Raw genomic sequence first — 18826 nt, 5'->3', positions numbered from 1 at the left:
CTCAAACCCTCCAGAACGGGCAGGCGGCCGGGGCGGCGAGCAGCGCCTCGCGTTCCCCGTCCAGGCGGCAGATGCTGAGCGACAGGCCGGCCATTTCCATGGACGTGGCGAAATGCCCGATCAGCGGCATGACGACCGTCAGGCCTGCGTCGGCCAGACGGGCCGACACCCGCCGGTAGACGATCAGCAACTCCTCCAGCGGCGTCGCGCCGAGGGAATTGACCATCACCGACACCCGCTTCGAGCTTTCCTCCACCGGTTCGGCGAGGAGACGGTCGACCATTTCGTCGGCGATCGCATCCGCCGAGGTCAGGGGCGCCCGCCAGATGCCGGGTTCGCCGTGGATGCCCATGCCCATCTCGATCTCCTGGTCGCCGAGTTCGAAGGCGGGGGACGCCGCACCGGGAATGAGACAGGGCGACAGGGCGACACCGATCGTCCGCGTCGCCGCGACGGTGGCCGCGGCGGCGGCGGACACCGCGTCGAGGTCGGCACCGGTGGCCGCCTTGGCTCCGGCGATCTTGTAGGCATAGACGATGCCGGCGACACCGCGGCGCTTGTGCGCTTCCGCCGGAGCCGCCGAGGCGATGTCGTCGGCGCCGAGCACGCTACGGGTGGCCACGCCGTCGAACTCGACCGACTCCGCGGCGAGATCGAAGTTCATGCGGTCGCCGCCGTAGTTGCCGTAAAGCAGCAGCACGCCGGCGCCGCCGTCGGCCGCCCGGATCGCTTCGACGCAGGAGGCGACCGACGGTCCGGCAAAGACGTCGCCGATCGCGCAGGCATCGAGAAGCCCCTCGCCGACATAGCCGGTGAAGAGCGGCAGATGGCCGGAGCCGCCGCCCGACACGATGCCGACCCGGCCGGGTGCCGGTCCGGCGGCGGTCCGGACCACGCGGCCGGACCGCCGCAGCGAGGGACAGGCGGCGACCAGCCCGTCGAGCATCTCGTCGACGAAGGCATCCGCCGAATTCATCAGTTTCTTCATGGGACGCTCCTTGGGAATCGCGGTCGCGGTGACGCGCTCCGGAAAAGGACCGGCGGCGTCGCCCGTCGTTACGCCACATCGTATTCGAGCAGCGCACGCAGCGCCGGTTCGATGATCGCCTTCTGGGCCGCCGACGGCATCGGCATCGGCGCGCGTGAGACGCCCGTCGCGAGCCCCTGGAGTTGAAGGGCGTATTTCACGCAGGCCGGCAGATTGTCGTGCGGCATCAGGCTCCAGAAATTCAGAAGCCGGTCATGGATCGCCCGCGCCGTCGCGTGGTCTCCCGCCTGCACCGCGTCCCAAAGCCGGACGCAGGGTCCCGGAGCCGCGGTGGGCGAGGCGGCGAGGGTGCCCTGAGCGCCGATGGCGAAGCAGGGGTAGAGCAGGCCGTCGATCGCCGCGAGGATCACCTTGTCCCTGGGGGCCCGGAGCACGAGCTCGGCGGCGCGGTGAATGTTGCCCTGGCTCTGCTTGATGCCGACCACGTTCGGGATCTCTTCCAGGATCCGCACCACCAGATCGGTCCCGAGCAGGTTCCAGGGGATGACGTTGTAGAGGACGATCGGCACCGCCAGCTCGCGCGCCACGCTTTCGAAATAGCGGAAGTTGGTCTCGTCGTCGGGCGTGAAGACGTAGAAGGTCGGCGTGATCTGGAGGGCATCGACCCCGGTGCCGGCGAGCGCCCGGCCGCGTTTCAGCACCTCCCTGGTCGAGTTGGCGATGATGCCCGCGACGATCGGCACCCGACCGGCGACCTCCTCCACCGTGATGTGGGCAAGACGGACCAGCTCCTCGGTCTCCAGGGCGAAGCCTTCGCCGGTCGATCCGCCGAAGCAGAGGCCATGCACCCCTTTCCTCAGCATGAAGCGGATTTGCTCCCGGTAGGGCGCCTCCTGGATCTCGCCGTCCGCGTCGAAGGGGGTGACCAGGGCGGGAATGATCCCGGTGAGTCGAACCGTCATGATGTCCTGTTCTCGGCTGTCCGAGGGGCGCCCCGCTGCCGGCGGCGCCCCTTCCGTTGGCGGATGTTCGGCCCTGCGCCGGTCAGGCGACCGCGCTCCTCGGCGCGGCCGTCGGATCGAAGCGCAGAACCTCGGCGAGGGCGGCGTCGATCAGGCGATGCTGCTCGCTGGAGGAGACCGGCATCGGCCGCCGCGGCAGGCCGGCGGCGCAGCCCTGAGCGCCGAGGGCGTATTTCACGTTCGCCGGCAAATTGTCGGCGGAGATCGTGTTCCAGAAGCGCAGAAGGGCGCAATGGATCTTGTGCGCGGTCCCGTGGTCGCCGCGCTGCACCGCATCCCAGAGGGCGACGCAAACGCCCGGCACCGCCGCCGGATTGGCGGCGATGGTGCCGTGCGCGCCGATGGCGAAAGAAGGGTAGAGGAGGGCGTCCACCGCTGTCAGCACGATCTTGCCGGCCGGCACGGTGAGCATCAGGTCGGCCATCAGCTTCAGGTCGCCGGCGCTCTGCTTCACCCCGATCACGCCGGGATTCCCGCTCATGATGCGGACGAGCAGCGACGGGCTGAGATAGTTCCAGGGGATGACGTTGTAGATGACGACCGGCACGTCGACCGCGTCGGTCAGGCGGGCGAAATGGTCCACGGTCGCGTCCTCGCTCGGCTTGAAGACATAGTGGACGGGCGTGACCTGGAGCGCGGCGATCGGGAACCTGGCGACCGCCTTCGAGCGTTCGATGGCGTCACCCGTGGAGTTGGCGATGACGCCGGCGACGACCGGCACCCGGCCGTCGACCTCTTCGGTGGTGATCTCGATCAGACGGGCAAGCTCCTCCGTCTTCAAGGTATGGCCTTCGCCGGTCGAACCGCCGACGCAAACCCCGTGAACGCCCTTGGACAGCGTGAAGCGCACGACGTTGCGGAAGGCGCTCTCATCGATCCGTCCCTCCGCCGTGAACGGCGTCACGAGCGGCGGAATGATCCCTGTCAACGGGAGCGACATATGAAATCTCCTTTTATCCCGGATTGCGGGTTAAAGGCTAATTTTGAAGCTGGAAGGCGTCAAGCCTGATGATTCAAGTTTCGGTTACAAATTACGCGATTTACTGCAGAGCAGCACGAAATTCCGCAATGCACATAGTATTCTGATGGGTTATCTCGGCGATGCAGCAACGATTTTCTGTTGACAGCGCGGCAAGCCGGGTGTCGTCATTGTCTCGTAATCAAAGATAATGGACCGCCGCTTAAGTCCTGCGGTGGCCGGGAGGGCGAACATGTCACACAAGGCTTTCGACGGCCGGATCGACCTGGCCGAACCATCGCCGCATGCGGCGGCCACGGATGTGGAATCCGGTCTGGTCGAGCGTGTCGCATTCGCCAGCGCGATCGGAAACGCGATCGAGTATTACGACTTCACGCTCTACGCGACCGCCACGGCGCTGGTGTTCAACAAAATCTTCTTTCCCAGTTCCGATCCGCTCGTCGGATCGCTCGCCGCCTTCGCGACCTTCTTCGTCGGCTATTGCGCCCGGCCGATCGGCGGCATGCTGTTCGGGCATTTCGGCGACCGGGTCGGCCGCAAGGCCATGCTGCTCATCACGATCATGATGATGGGCCTCGGCACGGTCCTGATCGGCCTCATGCCGTCCTACGATCAGGTCGGAGTGCTGGCGCCGATCGGCCTTCTGATCCTGCGGATCGTGCAGGGCATCGGCCTGGGCGGCGAATATGGCGGCGGCATGGTGATGACGGTGGAACACGCCCCGCCGGAAAAGCGGGGCTACTACAGCGCTCTCGTCCATATCGGGGTTCCCGCCGGTTTCCTCATCCCGATCGTCCTGCTGTCGGTCATGGCGGCGGCGATGCCGGAAGATGTCTTTCTTGCCTGGGGCTGGCGCCTGCCGTTCCTCTTCTCGATCGTTCTGGTCGGTCTGGGCGTCTTCATCCGGCGCCGGATTTCGGAGACCCCCGCCTTCGCCAAGATGCTGAAGGAGGAGAAGCCGGCACGGCTGCCGCTGGTCGAAGCGGTGACGGGCCACTGGCGGGACATCCTGCTCGGCATCGGCGCCAAGATCGCCGAGAGCGGACTTTTCAACGTCTATGCGGTCGTCGCGATCACCTATTGCATGACCAGGCTCGGCCTGCCGAAGCAGACCATCCTGAACGGCGTCCTCCTCGGCTGCGCACTGGAATGCATCACGCTGCCCATGTTCGGGGCCTTGTCCGACCGCATCGGCCGCAAGGCGGTCTATGCCATTGGCATGGCTTTCCAGGCCGCGCTCGCCCTCGTCTTCTTCCCGATGCTCGACAGCGGGAACACCGGGCTGATCTGGCTTGCCATCGCACTCGGCCTGGCGATCGGCCACGGCTCGGTCTATGGGGCGCAGGGGGCCTTCTTCAGCGAACTGTTCCCGGCGCGCATCCGCTATTCCGGCCTTTCCCTGGTCCAGCAACTGGGGCCGATCCTCGGTGGCGGCCTCTCCCCGCTCATCGCAACCGCGATCCTTGCGGCCTACGGCACGACGACTTTCGTGACAGTCTACATGGTGGGGATGGCGCTCCTGTCGGCGGTGTCGGCGCTCGCGCTGCAGCCCCGGCACGCCTGAAAGCCGGCGGGGACCGGCTGGCGGCCCGTCCCCGCTGAGTTGTCCGGCCAAATTTTCCAGCCGAATTTCCCGGCTGACGGCCCGCCCCAAGGCGCGTTAGAACTTCGATGGAATCCATTGCGATGACCCTGACGAGCCCCCATGGCATCCGACTACGGCGTGAAGTCCTTCCAGAAGATCATGACGATCCTCGAATGTTTCTCGACGGTCGACCGCAGCCTGTCGGTTTCGGAGATCGCCGAGCGCTCGGGACTGCCACGCTCGACGGCGCATCGGCTGGTGCTGTCGCTGCGCCAGATCGGTCTGCTCGACCAGGACGGCAACCGCCTCGAATACCGCCTGGGTCTCAAGCTGTTCGAACTCGGCACCGCGGTTCTCATCAATATGGACATCCATCGCGAGGGCCGCACCTTCGTCGAACTGCTTGGGCAGGCCACTGGCGAATCGGTTCATCTCTGCGTTTTCGACGGCTGGCGGATGTCCTTCGTGGAGCGGGTGCTGGGCGGCCGGTCAGGACCCAACAACTCGACGATCGTGATGGAATCCTCGCCCTGCCACTGCACCGGCGTGGGCAAGGCCGCCCTGTCCTTCCAGGAGGAGCGCGTGATCGACCGGATTTGCGGTCTCGGCCTGCCTGCCTACACGCGCAACACGATCACCGATCCAACCGCGCTCCGGGCCGAGCTTGCCCGGATCCGCGAGCGGGGATTTGCCATCGACAATGGCGAGATGGAAGCCAACGTGCGCTGCGTTGCCGCCCCGATCCGCAACAGTTCCGGCCGCGTGTTCGCCGCGATCAGCGTGAGCGGACCGGACCGCCGGATCACCGAGGAGCGCGCCCTCGAACTCGCCCCCAAGGTGATCGAGCATGCCGACCTCGTTTCGGTTCGGCTCGGCTGGCAACCGCCGAAGCCCGCACGCGGCCGGGGGCGCCCGCCGGCCGCCGTCGCAACCACCGGTTGACGCGCGCGTCGCCGGCAAGCAGCGGCTCCCGCCCCCTGTCCCGCACCGGATCGGGTGACATGACCGGGTCGCGCAAAAGCGAAGCCGATCCGAAGCGTCGTTCCGGTCGCCCGACCTGACGCTGTCGCCGGCGGCTGCGGCCTTGCCGGACGCGAGGACGCATGCATTGGAACGCCTCCCCGGCCCGGCGGCGCTCCACTCCCTTCCGACCCGATCAAGACCTGGCCCGATCAGCCCTTCCGGCCGATGACCGCCTTGGAGCGAGCGCCCCTGCTCGACTGCCCTGGGGCGCCCGGCCCGTCGAGTGGATCCGACCACTTCGAGGAGACGACGATGAAGAGCCATTTCAAAAGCCTCGCCACGTTGGCCCTTGCCGGCATGATGACCCTTGCCGCCGACATCGCCCCGGCGGCCGAGACGCTTCGCTTCACCTGGACCGATCCGGACGATCCGACGACGGTGGCGACCGCCGCCGAAATGCATGTCTTCAAAAGTACGTTCGAGCGGCTGACCGGGGGGCGCTACATCGTCGAACTCTACCCCAACGGGCAGCTCGGCGATCAACGCTCGATGATCCAGCAGGTCCGGCGCGGGACGATCCATGCTGCCAACATCGCGTCGGGCGTTCTCGCCTCGCTCTATACGCCGAAACTCGGCATCGTCGATCTTCCCTTCGTCTTCAAATCCCGTGCCCACCTGCGCGCTGCCCTGTCGAACGACAATCCCTTCATCCATCAACTGCTCGACGAGGTGGCCAAGGACAGCGGCATCCGGATTCTGTCGCTCAACCCCTACGGCTTCCGCAGCCTGACCACCAGGGACACCGTGGTCCAGAAGCCGAAGGATGTGGCGGGGTTGAAGATCCGCACGATGGAGGTGGTTCCGCATCAGGAGATGATGAAGTCCTTCGGCGCGACTCCCGTGCCCATCCCCTATCTGGAACTCTACACCTCGCTTCAGACCGGGGTGGTCGACGGCGAGGAGAACACGCCGTCGAACATCATCCAGCAGCGATTCTATCAGGTGCAGAAGAACCTGACGCTGACCCAGCACCTGATGACCGTCGGGGCCGTCATCACCAATGAGAAATGGTTCCAGTCACTGCCGCCCGAAGACCGCAAGGCTTTCATCGACGCGGAGAAGGAGGCGCGGCTCGCCCATGACGGAATCGGCGCGGTCCAGGATCTGCTTGCGCTCGGCAAACTCAAGGAACTGGGCATGTCGATCTATGCACCGACTCCCGAGGAGATGGCCGCCTTCCGCAAGACGGCCGAGGGACCGGCCCGCAACTGGGCCGGGGCTCAGTGGGGCAAGGAGTTCGTCGACGCTTTCTATTCGACGATCGAGGCCGCCGACCGCTGACCGGCGCTGCGACCGGCGGGCGCCGCGGCGCCTGCCTCGGGCCGGCCAAACCGGCATCCCTTCCCCCCGCCGAAGGAACCGACCGATCATGTCCGATACCCCCACCCCGGGTGTCTTCGCCCGAATCGACAGACTCCTGCGACAGGCGCTCGATCTGGCCTGCGGCCTGACGCTCGTCCTCATGGTGACCGTCGTCCTCGCTTTGGTGTTCGCGCGCTACGTCATCCACCTGCCGATCTTCTGGGGCGAGGAACTAGCCCGCTATACCATGTTCTATATGGTGCTGCTCGGTAGCGCCCTGGCGATCCGCCATGACAGCCATCTGCGTCTCACGCTCTTCGTCGACCGCCTTTCCGAGCGCGCCCGCAGGATCGTCGGAGGGATCGTCGACCTGGGCATGCTGGTCGTCGTGGCCGCCCTGTTCTGGCACGGCCTCGACCTCGCGCTCGAGGACGGGATCATGCGGACACCGGCGCTGCGCGTGGCTTTCTTCTGGATCTATCTCGCCTTTCCCGTCGGGGCCGTGCTGATGGCGATTCAGATCGTCGCCAAATCGGTCTTTGCCGACCAGCCGAAGAGCTGACGATGTCCCTCGCCCTTCCCCTCATGTTCGCGGCCTTCTTCGGATTCATGATCCTGGGAATGCCGCTCAGTTTTTCCATGCTGCTGTCCTGCTTCATCTATTTCGTCGTGAAGGGACAACCGCTCTATCTGCTCGTGCAGCAGTTCTTCACCGGTATCGACACGTTCACGCTGATGGCGATTCCGTTCTTCACGCTCGCCGGCGATCTAATGGTCGAATCCGGGACTGCCGAACGCATGCTCGCCTTCGCCAAGGCGACGGTCGGGCGGCTGCGCGGCGGTCTGGCCTACGTCACGGTCTTTTCGAGCATGCTCTTTGGCGGCTGTTCGGGGTCGGCGATCGCCGACATAACCGGCCTGGGGCCGCTGCAGGTCCGGATGATGGAAAAGGGCGGCTATCCGCGCGACTTCGCCGCCGCCCTGATGACCAGCGCCAGCATCCAGGGGCCGATCATCCCGCCAAGCATCCCGATGGTGCTGGTCGGCGCGGTGACCGGGACGTCGATCGGCGGCATGCTGCTGGGCGGCGCGGTTCCCGGCGTCCTGATCGGCTTGGCGATGTCGGTCGTCGTCTGGTTCCAGTCCTTCCGCCGGCCGATCGAACGCGAGCCGATGACGCTCGTCAACTTCATCGCGATCACCATCGCCTCGATCCCTTTCCTTCTGATGCCGGCAATCATCCTCGGCGGCATCCTGACCGGCGTATTCACGCCGACGGAGGCCTCGGCGGTCGCGGTCGGCTACGGACTTCTGCTGATCATTGTCGGAGCGAGGGGCAGGCCGGACCTGCGGTCCTTCTTTCGCATCTGCGTGCGGGCGGCGACCCTGTCGGCCGTTGTCCTCATGCTCTCCGGCGCGTCCAGCGTGCTCGGCTGGATCCTGGCGACCGAACAGATGCCACGCCATGTGGCCGCCCTGCTTTTCGAAATCTCGCAGGACCCGATGGTGATCCTGCTGATCATCAATCTTTTCCTCCTGGTCTGGGGGATGTTCATGGACATGCTGCCGGCGATCTTCATCGTTGTACCGATCCTGACCCCGCTTGCTGCCCAGGTCGGCATCAACCCGATCCATTTCGGGGTCGTGGTCGTCTTCAATCTGGTACTGGGTCTGCTAACGCCGCCCTATGGCACGGCACTCTTCACCGGTGCTCTGGTGACCGGCGTACGAATCGAACGGATCGTTCAGAATATGTGGCCGTTCTTCCTGTCGAGTCTAGGTGTTCTTCTGCTCATCACCTACGTGCCCGACGTTGTGATGTTCCTGCCACGCCTGTTCGGTCTCGACAAATGATGCGGGGCACGCTCTACGACTGCCACTGGCCTGTTCTTTTTGCAGCAACGTCGCGCATCCGGGTTTTGCCCAGCTTCCGCAATCGGGCGATATTGCAGGGAATGACGTCAACCTCTCGCTGCCAAAGGTCGTGTAAAGGAGGTCGATGAGTCCCCTTTCCCATTTGCGCCAGCAATGATCGGATATGCAGGCTCGGCCTGTTGGCCCCACAGGCCGATGCCTCCAATCCTCCAGTTGCAGGTGCCGTTGCCATCGCTGGCGATGGTCTCCCAGCTTTCCGACACGGTTCAGCCGATGGTCCCCACCGTCTGGCAGACATGCTTCAGTTCGGTGAAATCGGCGAAGGCATCGTAGCCGTGCAACCGGCCCAGCCCACTTTGCCGGTAGCCGCCGGTTTCGGCCTCCGCGAACAGCCGGTTGTGATCGTTGATCCAGACGGTCCCGTTGCGCAATGCCCGGGCCATGCGCAGCGCCCGGGCGCCGTCGCGGGTCCAGACGCTTGCCGACAGGCCGAACACGGTGTTGTTGGCCTTGGCCACCGCCTCCGCCTCGGTCTCGAAACGCTCCAGCACGACGAAGGGGCCGAAGATCTCGTCCTGGCAGAAGAAGGCGGACGGATCGTCGTGCACCACCAGCGACGGGGTGAGGAATGATGCGGCGGCCGGGGCGTCCGGCGGCACGCCGCCGCGCAGCAGCACCTCGTTGCAGGAATCGAAGGCCCGTTCGACCTGGGTCTGCACCTGGTCGCGCGCCGGCCGGTCGATCAGCGGTCCCATCCGTATCGCCGGATCGAGACCGTTCCCCACCGTCATGGCCGCCAGCGCCGCCCGCAGATGCGTCTTCATCGCGTCGAAAGCCGATGCATGGACCAGGACCCGGCGGGCGGCGGTGCATTGCTGACCGGAGATGATGGTGGCGGCGGTGGCGATGCGCGCCGCCGTCTCCGCCGGATCGACGTCGGGGAAGACGACGCAGCAGCTCTTGCCGCCCAACTCCAGCGACAGCTTCTTCATGGTGTCCGCCGCGGCGACCATGATGCGCTTGCCGGTGGCGGTCGAGCCGGTGAAGCTGACCACGTCGACCAGCGGCGAGTCGACCAGACGGGCGGCGGCGGCATGGCCGGTCTCGCTGACCATGTTGCAGACGCCGCGGGGCAGGCCGGGGACCTCGGACAAAGCGCGGAGGAAGGCGGCGGTCAGCAGGGTGGTCTGCGCCGCCGGCTTGACCACGACGGTGCAGCCGCAGGCCAGCGCCGGGCCGATGGCCCGCGCCAGCAGCACCGCGGGTGCGTTCCACGGAATGATCAGCGCCGCCACGCCGGCCGGCTCTCGCAGCATGGTGGACAGCACGCCCGGCTCGACCTCCAGCACATGGCCGGGAACATGGCGGGCGAGGCCACCGTAATAGCGGATTTCCGAAATGGCGCCGGCGATCTCGCCCCGCGACTGGGCGATGGCCTTGCCGTTCTCCAGCGTCAGCAGGCGGGCGAGATCCTCGGCCTGTGCGTCGAGCCTGTCGGCCCAGCCGAGCAGGATGGATTGGCGCAGCCGCGGATTCTGTGCCCAGTCGGGCCGATTGAAGGCCGCATGTGCGGCGGCGATGGCGGCCTCGGCCTCGGCGCGTCCGCCCTCGGCGGCATGGCCGACGACGCTGCCGTCGGCGGGGTTGAGGCTGGCGAAGCGGTCGGTGCCGGTCACCCACGCACCGTCGATCCAATGCCGGCTGTCCAAGTTGGTCACCGCTATCCTCCCATGCTCGTTGGACGTTTTCATTGCGAGGGGGCGCATGTGGAACTTGCGCGCGCTCCTCTCCGTCGCCAGCTAATCCTCGGCGGTCCTGTCAAGGCAAATAATCTATTCTAATCAATGAGATCACTTTGCCTGATGGCTCTCGGCGGCGGCTTGGGACGCGTCCAGATGCGCACCGGGGCGGGCCGCCTCGATCAGGCGTTCGTTCATGGTTTCCATGAAGCGGACGGCGGCTAGGCTGAGCGGCCGCCGCGGGTGATGGAGCCAGGCGAGCGTGCGCACGATCGTCGGTTCCACGATCGGAGTAGCCCGCAAAGTGCCGTCGGCCAGACCGCGATGGACGGCGATGCTGGGCAGCACGGTGACCCAATCGGTGCGCGCGACCAGTTCGGCGATGGAGATCAGGGTGTCGATCTCCAGCTGGGGTTTCAGGTCGATGCCCTGCGCCTCGGCGGCCTGCTCCAGCACCGCCCGCAGCCCGTGCCGCTTGGACGGGATGACCAGGCGGAATTGCGCGAGGTCGCTGAGCCGTACCGTATCAGGCAGGGGAGGCGGTTGTGCCGCTCCGCTGACCAGCACCATCTCCTCGTTCAGGATGTCCGTGATTTCCAGCGCAAGACGCTTGCGCGGCCGGTTGATCACCGCGATGTCGAGCTGGCCCGAGGTCACCTGCTCCACGAAGGTGGCGGTATAGCCGTCGGCGACGCTCAGTTCCACGCTGGGATACTGGTTGGAGAAGATCTCGATCGTCCGCGACAGCACCGACTGGGTGACCGAGGCGATCAGGCCGATGGAGACCTGGCCGGAGATGCGGCCGGCCAGATTGCCGATTTCCTGCTTGGCGGCGGCGATGTCGCGCAGGATGGGCAGGAACAGCCGGAACATGGTTCGGCCGGCCGCCGTCGGGATCATGCCCTGCGGGCTGCGCTCGAACAGCTTCTCGCCGAGTTCGGCCTCGAGCTTGGCGATCTGCATGCTCAGCGCCGGCTGCACGACGTTCAGCCGGCGCGCCGCGCGGGTCACGTTGCCTTCCTCGTACAGGCACATGAAATACTGGAGCTGGCGCAGGTCCATCAGACGCTCGCGCCCGGCTGATCGGCCGGGGCCTGGCGGGCGGGGGAACGGCCGGACCGGCGCGCAGCTTCTCCCCAGCGCCGTACCCGTCCGCTGTCCAGCTCGAACAGGTCCAGCACCCGCCCGACCGTGTGATCGATCAGGTCGTCCAGCCCGTCGGGCTTGGCGTAGAAGGCGGGAACCGGCGGGGCGATGATCGCGCCCATCTCGGCCAGGGCGGTCATGGTGCGCAGGTGGCCGAGATGGAGCGGCGTCTCGCGGACCATCAGCACCAGCCGGCGCCGCTCCTTCAGCACGACGTCGGCCGCCCGGCTCAACAGGCCGGTCGTGGTGCCGCAGGCGATGTCGGACATGCTGCGCATCGAACAGGGCGCCACCACCATGCCCATCGTCCGGAACGACCCGGAGGAGATCGACGCAGCGATGTCGTCCGCCGGATGGGCGACGCTGGCGAGCGCGCGGACCTCTGCGATCTTCCAGTCGGTCTCCATGGCGATGGTGACCTCCGCCGAGCGGGTCAGCACCAGATGCGTCTCCACATCCAGCGCCCGCAGGGTCTGCAGCATCCGGATGCCGTACACCACACCCGATGCGCCGGAAATGCCGACGATCAGCCGTTGCGGCGCCGCAGTGCGCGGGCGCCCGTCCGGGCCTGTGCCGTGGTGCGGCGTATCGGTGGACATCTCCATCGGTCGGCATCCTCAATCCTGGTCGGTCGTCGCCCGCAGGTGGGGGCAGGGCTTGCTGCCGGACTATGGTGGAACCGGATCGCCATCACAAATAATGATTGGGAATGCTGATTATCATAAAAACTGATGGCAGCGCGGCGGCATGGTGGAAGCCTGATATATCCGGGCATAGGCGATGATCCGAAAATCCATCAGTCAGGCATGCGATCAAATCGGATGATCGGGTCCATGATTTTAAATTATTTGATTAGCGTTCCCAATCGCGCGACCTATGAAGCGGCGGAACGAGCACCGACGATCAGCCAATGCACGTTGAGGGAGTACAGTCCTTGGTCGAAAATCAATCGAACGCCGGCGAATCCGGAGAATTCGAGCAGAGCGCGTCGGATCTTTTCCTGACCCAGCTCTCCGCGTACGGTGTCGATTACTTCTTCGCCAATGGCGGAACCGATTTTCCGCCGATCGCCGAGGCGTTTGCCCGGGCGGAGGAGACCGGGGCGGCCGTTCCGCGCCCCATGGTGGTCCCGCACGAGAATCTCGCCGTGTCGATGGCGCACGGGGTCTATATGAGCACCGGACGGCCGCAAGCGGTCATGGTGCATGTGAATGTCGGAACTGCCAACACCGTCAACGCGGTGCTGAACGCCAGCCGCGACGAGACCCCGGTGCTGCTGTTCGCCGGCCGCTCCCCCTACAGCGAAAGCGGCCGCCACGGCACCCGCACCCGCTACATCCACTGGGCGCAGGAGATGTTCGACCAGGGCGGCATGCTGCGCGAGGCGGTGAAGTGGGATTATGAACTCCATCTGCCCGAACAGGCCGGCGACATGGTGGCGCGCGCCTGGCAGGTGGCGATGACGGCACCGCGCGGCCCGGTCTACGCGACGCTGCCGCGCGACGTGCTGGCCGACCCGATCCGGGTGTCCCGCCCCGATGCCGGTCGCCGGACGGCGCCTGCCGCTCCCCACCCGCAGCCGGACGACATCCGCACCCTGGCCGACTGGATCGCCGAGGCCGAACGTCCGCTGATCGTCACCCAGGGCGCCGGGCGCACCCAGGCCGGCTTTGACGCGCTGGCGCGGCTGGCGGAGCGTTTCGCCCTGCCGGTGGTCTCCTTCCACCCGCGCTTTCTCAACATCGCCGCCGACCATCCGATGAATCTCGGCTCGCTCCCCGGCGGGCTGCTGGCCCAGGCCGATCTGGTGATCGCGCTGGAGGCCGACGTGCCCTGGATCCCGGCGCTGGAATCGCCGCCGGCCGGCTGCCGGGTGGTGCATGTCGCGACCGATCCCGCCTACACCCGCTATCCGATGCGCAGTTTTCCGTCCGACCTCTGCGTCGCCGGCGAGACTGCCGACGTGCTGACGGCCGTCGAAGCCCTTCTGGATCGTCACGAGCGGCTGGACCGCAAGAGCATCGCCGCCCGCGGCGAGGCGTTGCGGGCGCAGTCGCAGGCACTGGCCGGCAAGCGGCTGTCGCCCGATGCTGTGCCGTCCGACGGCCGCATCGGTCCGGAATGGCTCAGCGCCTGCATCGGCGAGGCGGTCGGTCCCGACGCGATCGTCGTCAACGAATATCCCCTGCGGCTGGACCATTGCCCACAGACCCGCAGCGGCACCTATTTCGGCCTCAGCGCCGCCGGCGGGCTCGGCTGGGGATTGGGGGCGGCGCTGGGGGCCAAGCTGGCCAATCCGGACCGGCTGGTGGTGGCGACGCTGGGTGACGGCGCTTACATGTTCGCCAACCCGACGGCCTCCCATTGGGTCGGCGAGGCCCATGACCTGCCGGTGCTGACCGTCGTCTTCAACAACCAGCTCTATGGCGCGGTGCGCAACGCCACCATGGCGATGTACAAGACCGGCGTCGCCGCGCGCAGCGGCGGGCGCATGCTGGCCGACCTTAGCCCGTCGCCGGCCTTCGAGAAGCTGGTGGAGGCGAGCGGTGGCGCCGGTTTCCGGGTGGAGCGGCCGGAGGAGCTGCGCGACACCCTGCGCCGTGCGGTGGCGGTGGTGACGCAGGAGCGCCGTCAGGCGCTGGTCAACGTGCTGTGCGACTACTGATGTCGGCGCGTGATCCGGCCATGGAGGCGGCGACGCCTCAAGCCTCCGCGGTACCGCCCGTTCCGAAGCCGCAAGCGACCCCCACGGCCGGGGCCGGCTGGGGTAGCGGTGGATTGAGCAGCGAGGCGGCGCGGCTGCGCCGCCGCTTCCCCACCGTCGCCGATCTCGCGGCGCAGGCCCGGCGGCGGACGCCGCGCTTCGCCTATGATTTCGTCGCCGGCGGGGTGGGGGACGATCATGGGCTGGCGCGCAACCGCCAGGCGCTCAACGCCATCGAGATCGTGCCGCGCTATGGCGTCGATCTGCGGGGCGTGTCGATCGAGACCACGCTGTTCGGCCGCGGCTATGCCCTGCCGGTCGGGGTGGCGCCGATGGGGCTGGCCGGCCTGCTGTGGCCGGATGCCGACGAGGCGATCGCCGCCGCGGCCCAGCGCGCCCGCATCCCCTACGTGATGTCGACGGTCGCCAACAGCTCGATCGAGCGCATCGCCCGCATTGCGCCCGACGTGTTCTGGTACCAGCTGTACAATGTGCCGGAAAACGATCATGCGGTGTCGCTCGACCTGATCCGCCGGGCGCAGGCGGCGGGCGCCCACGCGCTGGTGCTGACGATGGACGTGCCGGTCCGCTCCAAGCGGGTGCGCGACGTGCGCAACGGCCTTGTCGTGCCGTTCCGCCCGACCCTGCGGACGGCATGGGACGTAGCGCGGGCGCCGCTGTGGGCGCTGGCGATGCTGCGGCGCGGTCAGCCACGCTTCTTCAATTTCGAACCCTATCTGGGTCCGGACGCCAGCACCGGCGACCTCGCCGGCTTCGTCTACCAGAAGATGACCGGCCCGCTGACCTGGGAGTCGGTCGCCCGCTTCCGTGACGTCTGGCGCGGTCCGCTGATCGTCAAGGGCATCCTGCATCCGGACGATGCCGACAAGGCGGTGTCGCTGGGTGTCGACGGCATCCTGGTCTCCAACCATGGTGGCCGCCAGTTCGATGCGGCTCCGGCGGCCATCGACGCCTTGCCGCCGATCGAGGAACGGGTGCGCGGTCGTGCTACCGTCCTGGTCGACGGCGCCATGGTCTCCGGCCTCGACCTGCTGCGCGCCCGCAAGCGGGGCGCCGCCGCCGCCTTCGCCGGCCGCGCCTTCCTGATGGCCTATGCCGCCGCCGGTGCCGACGGGCTTGACCATGTCGTCCGCCTGTTCACCGAGGAGTTCCGGACCGCCCTCATCCAGAGCGGAACCCTGCTTCACGATCCCTCGCCATCGCGCGCCGGTGTGCCCGCGCCATAGCGCGCCTGCACCGTAGCGCACCGGCTATCGGGCCAGCTGACATCGTCGGCCCCGCACGCACCCACATGCCCGCAAAAGACCCAGGCAACGGGCGGGCCTTGCCACACCGGGAGGACATTCGCCATGGACGCCAATTGGACAGCCATGTCGCTCGCCATCGTCTATATCCTGGCGATGGGCGTCATCAGCTATGCCGCCAAGCGCTTCGCCAACACCGCGCACAATTTCACCTCCGGCGGCACCACCTATCCGGCGCTGCTGGTGGGCTTCCTGCTGATGTCGGAGTTCATCGGGACCACCGCCAGCGTCGGCACCGCCCAGGCCGCTTACAAGTGGGGCATCTCGGCGGCGTGGAATCTCGCGGCGCTGGGCATCGGCTTTGTGTTCTACGCCTTCCTGTTCGCCCGAAAGTTCAAGGATTTGGGCGAGAACACCATCTCCGGCGTGATGGCGAAGACCTACGGCAAGGGGACGAAGCTCGCCACCAGCATCATCATGATCGCGGCGCTGCAGATCGTCGCCGTCTCCGTCTATGCCAGCGGCGGCGCCGTGCTGGCCGGGCTCCTTAAGATCGATCGGGGGACCGCCATCGTCATCACCGGGATGGTCGCCGCGCTCTATGTCAGCATGGGGGGCATGCGGTCGGTCATCTACACCAACGTGATGCACGCGATCGTCAAATATGTCGGCATCCTCGTCGCCACCGCCTTCGCCCTGTCGCAGGTCGGCGGCATGGGGGAACTGCAGGCCCGCCTGCCGGCCGAGATGTTCGAGGTCGGCACTGCCGGTTGGCCGCAGATCTTCGCCTGGATCCTGGCGGGAACCGGCGCCGTCTTCTCCACCCAGTATGTGCTCCAGGCGATCAGCACCGTCGACAACGCCGCCAAGGCGCAGCGGGCGAGCCTCTACACCGCCCTGCTGCTGGTGCCCTTCGGGCTTGCGGCGGCGCTGTGCGGCATGTGCGCATCGCTGATGTTCCCGAAGATCAACGCGCTCCAGGCATTCCCGATGGTCGTGTCGCAGATGGACAGTCTGATGGCCGCGGTGGTCGTCGCCGGTCTGGCCGGCTCGCTGTTCGGGACGATCTCCGCCATCAGCATCGGTACGGCGACGCTGCTCTACAAGGATTTCTATCTGCCGGCCGTCCATAAGACCGATGCGGTCACGGCCGCCGACTCCCGGGCGCTGATGTTCGTGCGGATCGCGTCGACCGTCGTCTGCCTGCTGCCGATCCCGCTCGCTATCTTCGCCCCCGACGTGCTGAAGGTCACCTTCCTGGCGAAGTCGCTGCGCCTGACCCTTGCCGTGCTGGTCCTCTTCATCTTCTACGCGCCGCAGTTCGGCACGGCGAAGGGCGCCCTCACCAGCATCCTGCTGTCGCTGGTGCTGACCATCGGCTGGTATCTGGCCGGCGATCCCTACGGCATCGACAACGCCTATGTCGCGCTGGTCATCCCGCTGATCGTGATGAGCGTCAGCCACCTGCCGCGCCTGATGTCCTCCTCCCGGACGATGCGGGACACCGCCTGAACCAGGGCCACGCTTGCCTCTTCACACGACCTCTTGTCCGCATTGTCGCACCGTCCATTCCAAGGCAGACAGCCATGAGCAACCACGCCATAGACCGTTTCCCCACCCCGGCCACGATGTTGTCTCCGGTCCCGGAAACGCCGAGCGCCGCCTACAGCCTGCGCGGCTGGCTCGATCGGCTGGAGGCGACCAACCGCCTGACGGTGATGCGGCCGGGCGTCGGGCTGGTGCATCAGCTCGCCGCCGTCGCCAAGCGCCTGGACGGGACGACCGCCACGCTGTTTCCCCATCCCGACGGCCATTCCGGCACGGTGGTGTCGGGCTTGGTGTCCGACCGGGCCTGGATGGCGGAGGCGCTGGGGGTGCCGGGGGACGAGCTGATCGCCCATTGCCAGCGCGCCGCCGCCGAACCCCTGCCCTGGCGCGAGGTGGCGGAGGCGCCGGCGCAGGAGATCGTCCATTGCGGTCCCATCGACCTGACCCGGCTGCTGCCGATCCCGACCCACAACGAGCATGACAGCGGCCCCTACATCTCCGCCGGGCTGACCATCGCCCGCGATCCGGAGACGGGGGTGCAGAACGTCTCGATCCACCGCTGCCAGATCAACGGGCCGGACCGCATCGGCATCCTGCTGCTGCCGCGCCACACCGACCATTTCTACCGCAAGGCGGAAGCGAAGGGCGAGGCGCTTGAGATCGCGCTGGTGATCGGTGTCGATCCGGCGACGCTGCTGGCCTCCCAGGCCATCGTCCCGGTTGGCCAGGACGAACTGGAGATCGCCGGGGCATTGCGCGGCGAGCCGCTGGACGTCGTGCGCTGCAAGACCAACGGGGTGCGCGTGCCGGCCGAGGCCGAGATCGTCATCGAGGGCCGGCTGCTGCCGCGGGTGCGCGAGGCGGAGGGACCGTTCGGCGAATTCCCGCAATATTACGGTGAGCGGGCCGACCGCCATGTGATCCAGGTCGATGCGGTGACCCACCGCGTCCGTCCGCTCTTCCACACCATCGTCGGCGGCGGCCTGGAGCATCTGCTGCTCGGCGCCATCCCGCGCGAGGCGACGATCCTGGCGACGCTCCAGCGCAACTTCCCCAACGTGCAGGACGTCCACCTGTCGCTGGGCGGGGTCGGCCGTTACCATCTGGTGGTGAAGCTGCGCCAAACCCAGCATGGTGAGGCGAAGAACGTCCTGCTCGGCGCTTGCGCCGCCCATTACGACATCAAGCATGCGGTGGTGGTCGACCCCGACGTCGACATCCACAACGCGCGCGAGGTCGAATGGGCCATTGCCACCCGCTTCCAGGCCGACCGCGATCTGGTGGTGGTGGGGAACAGCCAGTGCTCCAAGCTCGACCCCTCGACCGACGAGGGGCTGGGGGCGAAATGGGGCATCGACGCCACCATCCCGGTTGGCTCGCCCGAGATGAAGTTCAAGCGCATCCGCGTTCCAGGCGAAGAGTCCGTCGATCTCGACCGGCTGGCCGCCCCCACCGCCGCCTGGCGCGTGGCGATCGAATGAGGATGACGATGACGGCTACCCAGGCCTTTGAGATCAAAGGCGCTTCGTCGCAGCAGCCGGTGACGGTCCCGTTCGTCGGCCGTTCTATGCCGCGGGTGGAAGACGCCGCCCTGCTGACCGGCGTCGCCCGCTATGCCGACGATCTGCCGGTGAAGCCCGGCACCCTGCA

The 18826-nt window shown here is 67.0% G+C and carries 15 protein-coding genes; 9 read left to right on the top strand and 6 right to left on the bottom strand.

All coding sequences use genetic code 11. The features are described from left to right. Position 1: 1 nt before the first annotated feature. The 3 genes from J2848_RS32170 to J2848_RS32160 all read right to left on the bottom strand — a co-directional run bounded on the left by J2848_RS32170 (position 2) and on the right by J2848_RS32160 (position 2950). On the bottom strand, positions 2 to 988 hold the full coding sequence (locus tag J2848_RS32170) for a dihydroxyacetone kinase subunit DhaK (protein ID WP_149234969.1): 987 nt from the start codon (positions 986 to 988) through the stop codon (positions 2 to 4). A gap of 68 nt (positions 989 to 1056) precedes the next feature. Continuing rightward, positions 1057 to 1950 (bottom strand): dihydrodipicolinate synthase family protein, encoded by an 894-nt coding sequence (locus J2848_RS32165; protein ID WP_149234968.1) that lies wholly within the window; start codon positions 1948 to 1950, stop codon positions 1057 to 1059. An 82-nt stretch (positions 1951 to 2032) separates the two neighbouring features. Then, positions 2033 to 2950, bottom strand: coding sequence for a dihydrodipicolinate synthase family protein (locus J2848_RS32160; protein ID WP_149234967.1), 918 nt, complete (start codon positions 2948 to 2950; stop codon positions 2033 to 2035). A 271-nt stretch (positions 2951 to 3221) separates the two neighbouring features. Here J2848_RS32160 and J2848_RS32155 point away from each other — a divergent pair, with 271 nt between their 5' ends. The 5 genes from J2848_RS32155 to J2848_RS32135 all read left to right on the top strand — a co-directional run bounded on the left by J2848_RS32155 (position 3222) and on the right by J2848_RS32135 (position 8753). Then, positions 3222 to 4553 carry an MFS transporter gene (locus J2848_RS32155; protein WP_149234966.1) on the top strand — a complete coding sequence of 444 codons (1332 nt, stop codon included), beginning with the start codon at positions 3222 to 3224 and terminating at the stop codon, positions 4551 to 4553. Between the two features lie 180 nt (positions 4554 to 4733). Then, on the top strand, positions 4734 to 5516 hold the full coding sequence (locus tag J2848_RS32150; protein WP_246194395.1) for an IclR family transcriptional regulator: 783 nt from the start codon (positions 4734 to 4736) through the stop codon (positions 5514 to 5516). Positions 5517 to 5849: 333 nt separating this feature from the next. Then, positions 5850 to 6878: a TRAP transporter substrate-binding protein gene (locus J2848_RS32145; protein WP_170307263.1), complete on the top strand. Its 1029-nt coding sequence runs from the start codon at positions 5850 to 5852 to the stop codon at positions 6876 to 6878. 88 nt (positions 6879 to 6966) lie between these two features. Continuing rightward, complete coding sequence (locus J2848_RS32140) at positions 6967 to 7461, top strand: TRAP transporter small permease (RefSeq protein ID WP_170307262.1); 495 nt, start codon at positions 6967 to 6969, stop codon at positions 7459 to 7461. 2 nt (positions 7462 to 7463) lie between these two features. Further along, positions 7464 to 8753: a TRAP transporter large permease gene (locus tag J2848_RS32135; RefSeq protein ID WP_149234962.1), complete on the top strand. Its 1290-nt coding sequence runs from the start codon at positions 7464 to 7466 to the stop codon at positions 8751 to 8753. 287 nt (positions 8754 to 9040) lie between these two features. On the opposite strand, the gene J2848_RS32130 is transcribed toward J2848_RS32135, so the two are convergent. The 3 genes from J2848_RS32130 to J2848_RS32120 all read right to left on the bottom strand — a co-directional run bounded on the left by J2848_RS32130 (position 9041) and on the right by J2848_RS32120 (position 12264). Further along, complete coding sequence (locus tag J2848_RS32130) at positions 9041 to 10492, bottom strand: aldehyde dehydrogenase family protein (RefSeq protein ID WP_211103327.1); 1452 nt, start codon at positions 10490 to 10492, stop codon at positions 9041 to 9043. 132 nt (positions 10493 to 10624) lie between these two features. After that, positions 10625 to 11575: a LysR family transcriptional regulator gene (locus J2848_RS32125; RefSeq protein WP_149234961.1), complete on the bottom strand. Its 951-nt coding sequence runs from the start codon at positions 11573 to 11575 to the stop codon at positions 10625 to 10627. After that, positions 11575 to 12264 carry a UbiX family flavin prenyltransferase gene (locus tag J2848_RS32120; RefSeq protein WP_211103326.1) on the bottom strand — a complete coding sequence of 230 codons (690 nt, stop codon included), beginning with the start codon at positions 12262 to 12264 and terminating at the stop codon, positions 11575 to 11577. Before J2848_RS32120 ends, J2848_RS32125 begins: the two co-directional genes overlap by 1 nt. Positions 12265 to 12593: 329 nt before the next feature. Here J2848_RS32120 and J2848_RS32115 point away from each other — a divergent pair, with 329 nt between their 5' ends. The 4 genes from J2848_RS32115 to J2848_RS32100 all read left to right on the top strand — a co-directional run bounded on the left by J2848_RS32115 (position 12594) and on the right by J2848_RS32100 (position 18657). After that, positions 12594 to 14324 carry a thiamine pyrophosphate-requiring protein gene (locus J2848_RS32115; RefSeq protein WP_246194393.1) on the top strand — a complete coding sequence of 577 codons (1731 nt, stop codon included), beginning with the start codon at positions 12594 to 12596 and terminating at the stop codon, positions 14322 to 14324. Continuing rightward, positions 14324 to 15610 (top strand): alpha-hydroxy acid oxidase, encoded by a 1287-nt coding sequence (locus tag J2848_RS32110; RefSeq protein WP_246194392.1) that lies wholly within the window; start codon positions 14324 to 14326, stop codon positions 15608 to 15610. Before J2848_RS32115 ends, J2848_RS32110 begins: the two co-directional genes overlap by 1 nt. Positions 15611 to 15733: 123 nt before the next feature. After that, a complete protein-coding gene (locus J2848_RS32105) occupies positions 15734 to 17140 on the top strand; it encodes a sodium:solute symporter family protein (RefSeq protein WP_149234959.1) in 1407 nt (468 codons plus the stop codon). Positions 17141 to 17214: 74 nt separating this feature from the next. After that, positions 17215 to 18657 carry a UbiD family decarboxylase gene (locus J2848_RS32100; protein WP_246194391.1) on the top strand — a complete coding sequence of 481 codons (1443 nt, stop codon included), beginning with the start codon at positions 17215 to 17217 and terminating at the stop codon, positions 18655 to 18657. Positions 18658 to 18826 lie beyond the last annotated feature (169 nt).

The organism is Azospirillum lipoferum (genome assembly GCF_024170005.1).
Lineage (GTDB): Bacteria > Pseudomonadota > Alphaproteobacteria > Azospirillales > Azospirillaceae > Azospirillum > Azospirillum lipoferum.
This window is presented reverse-complemented; position numbering and strand designations above follow the sequence as displayed.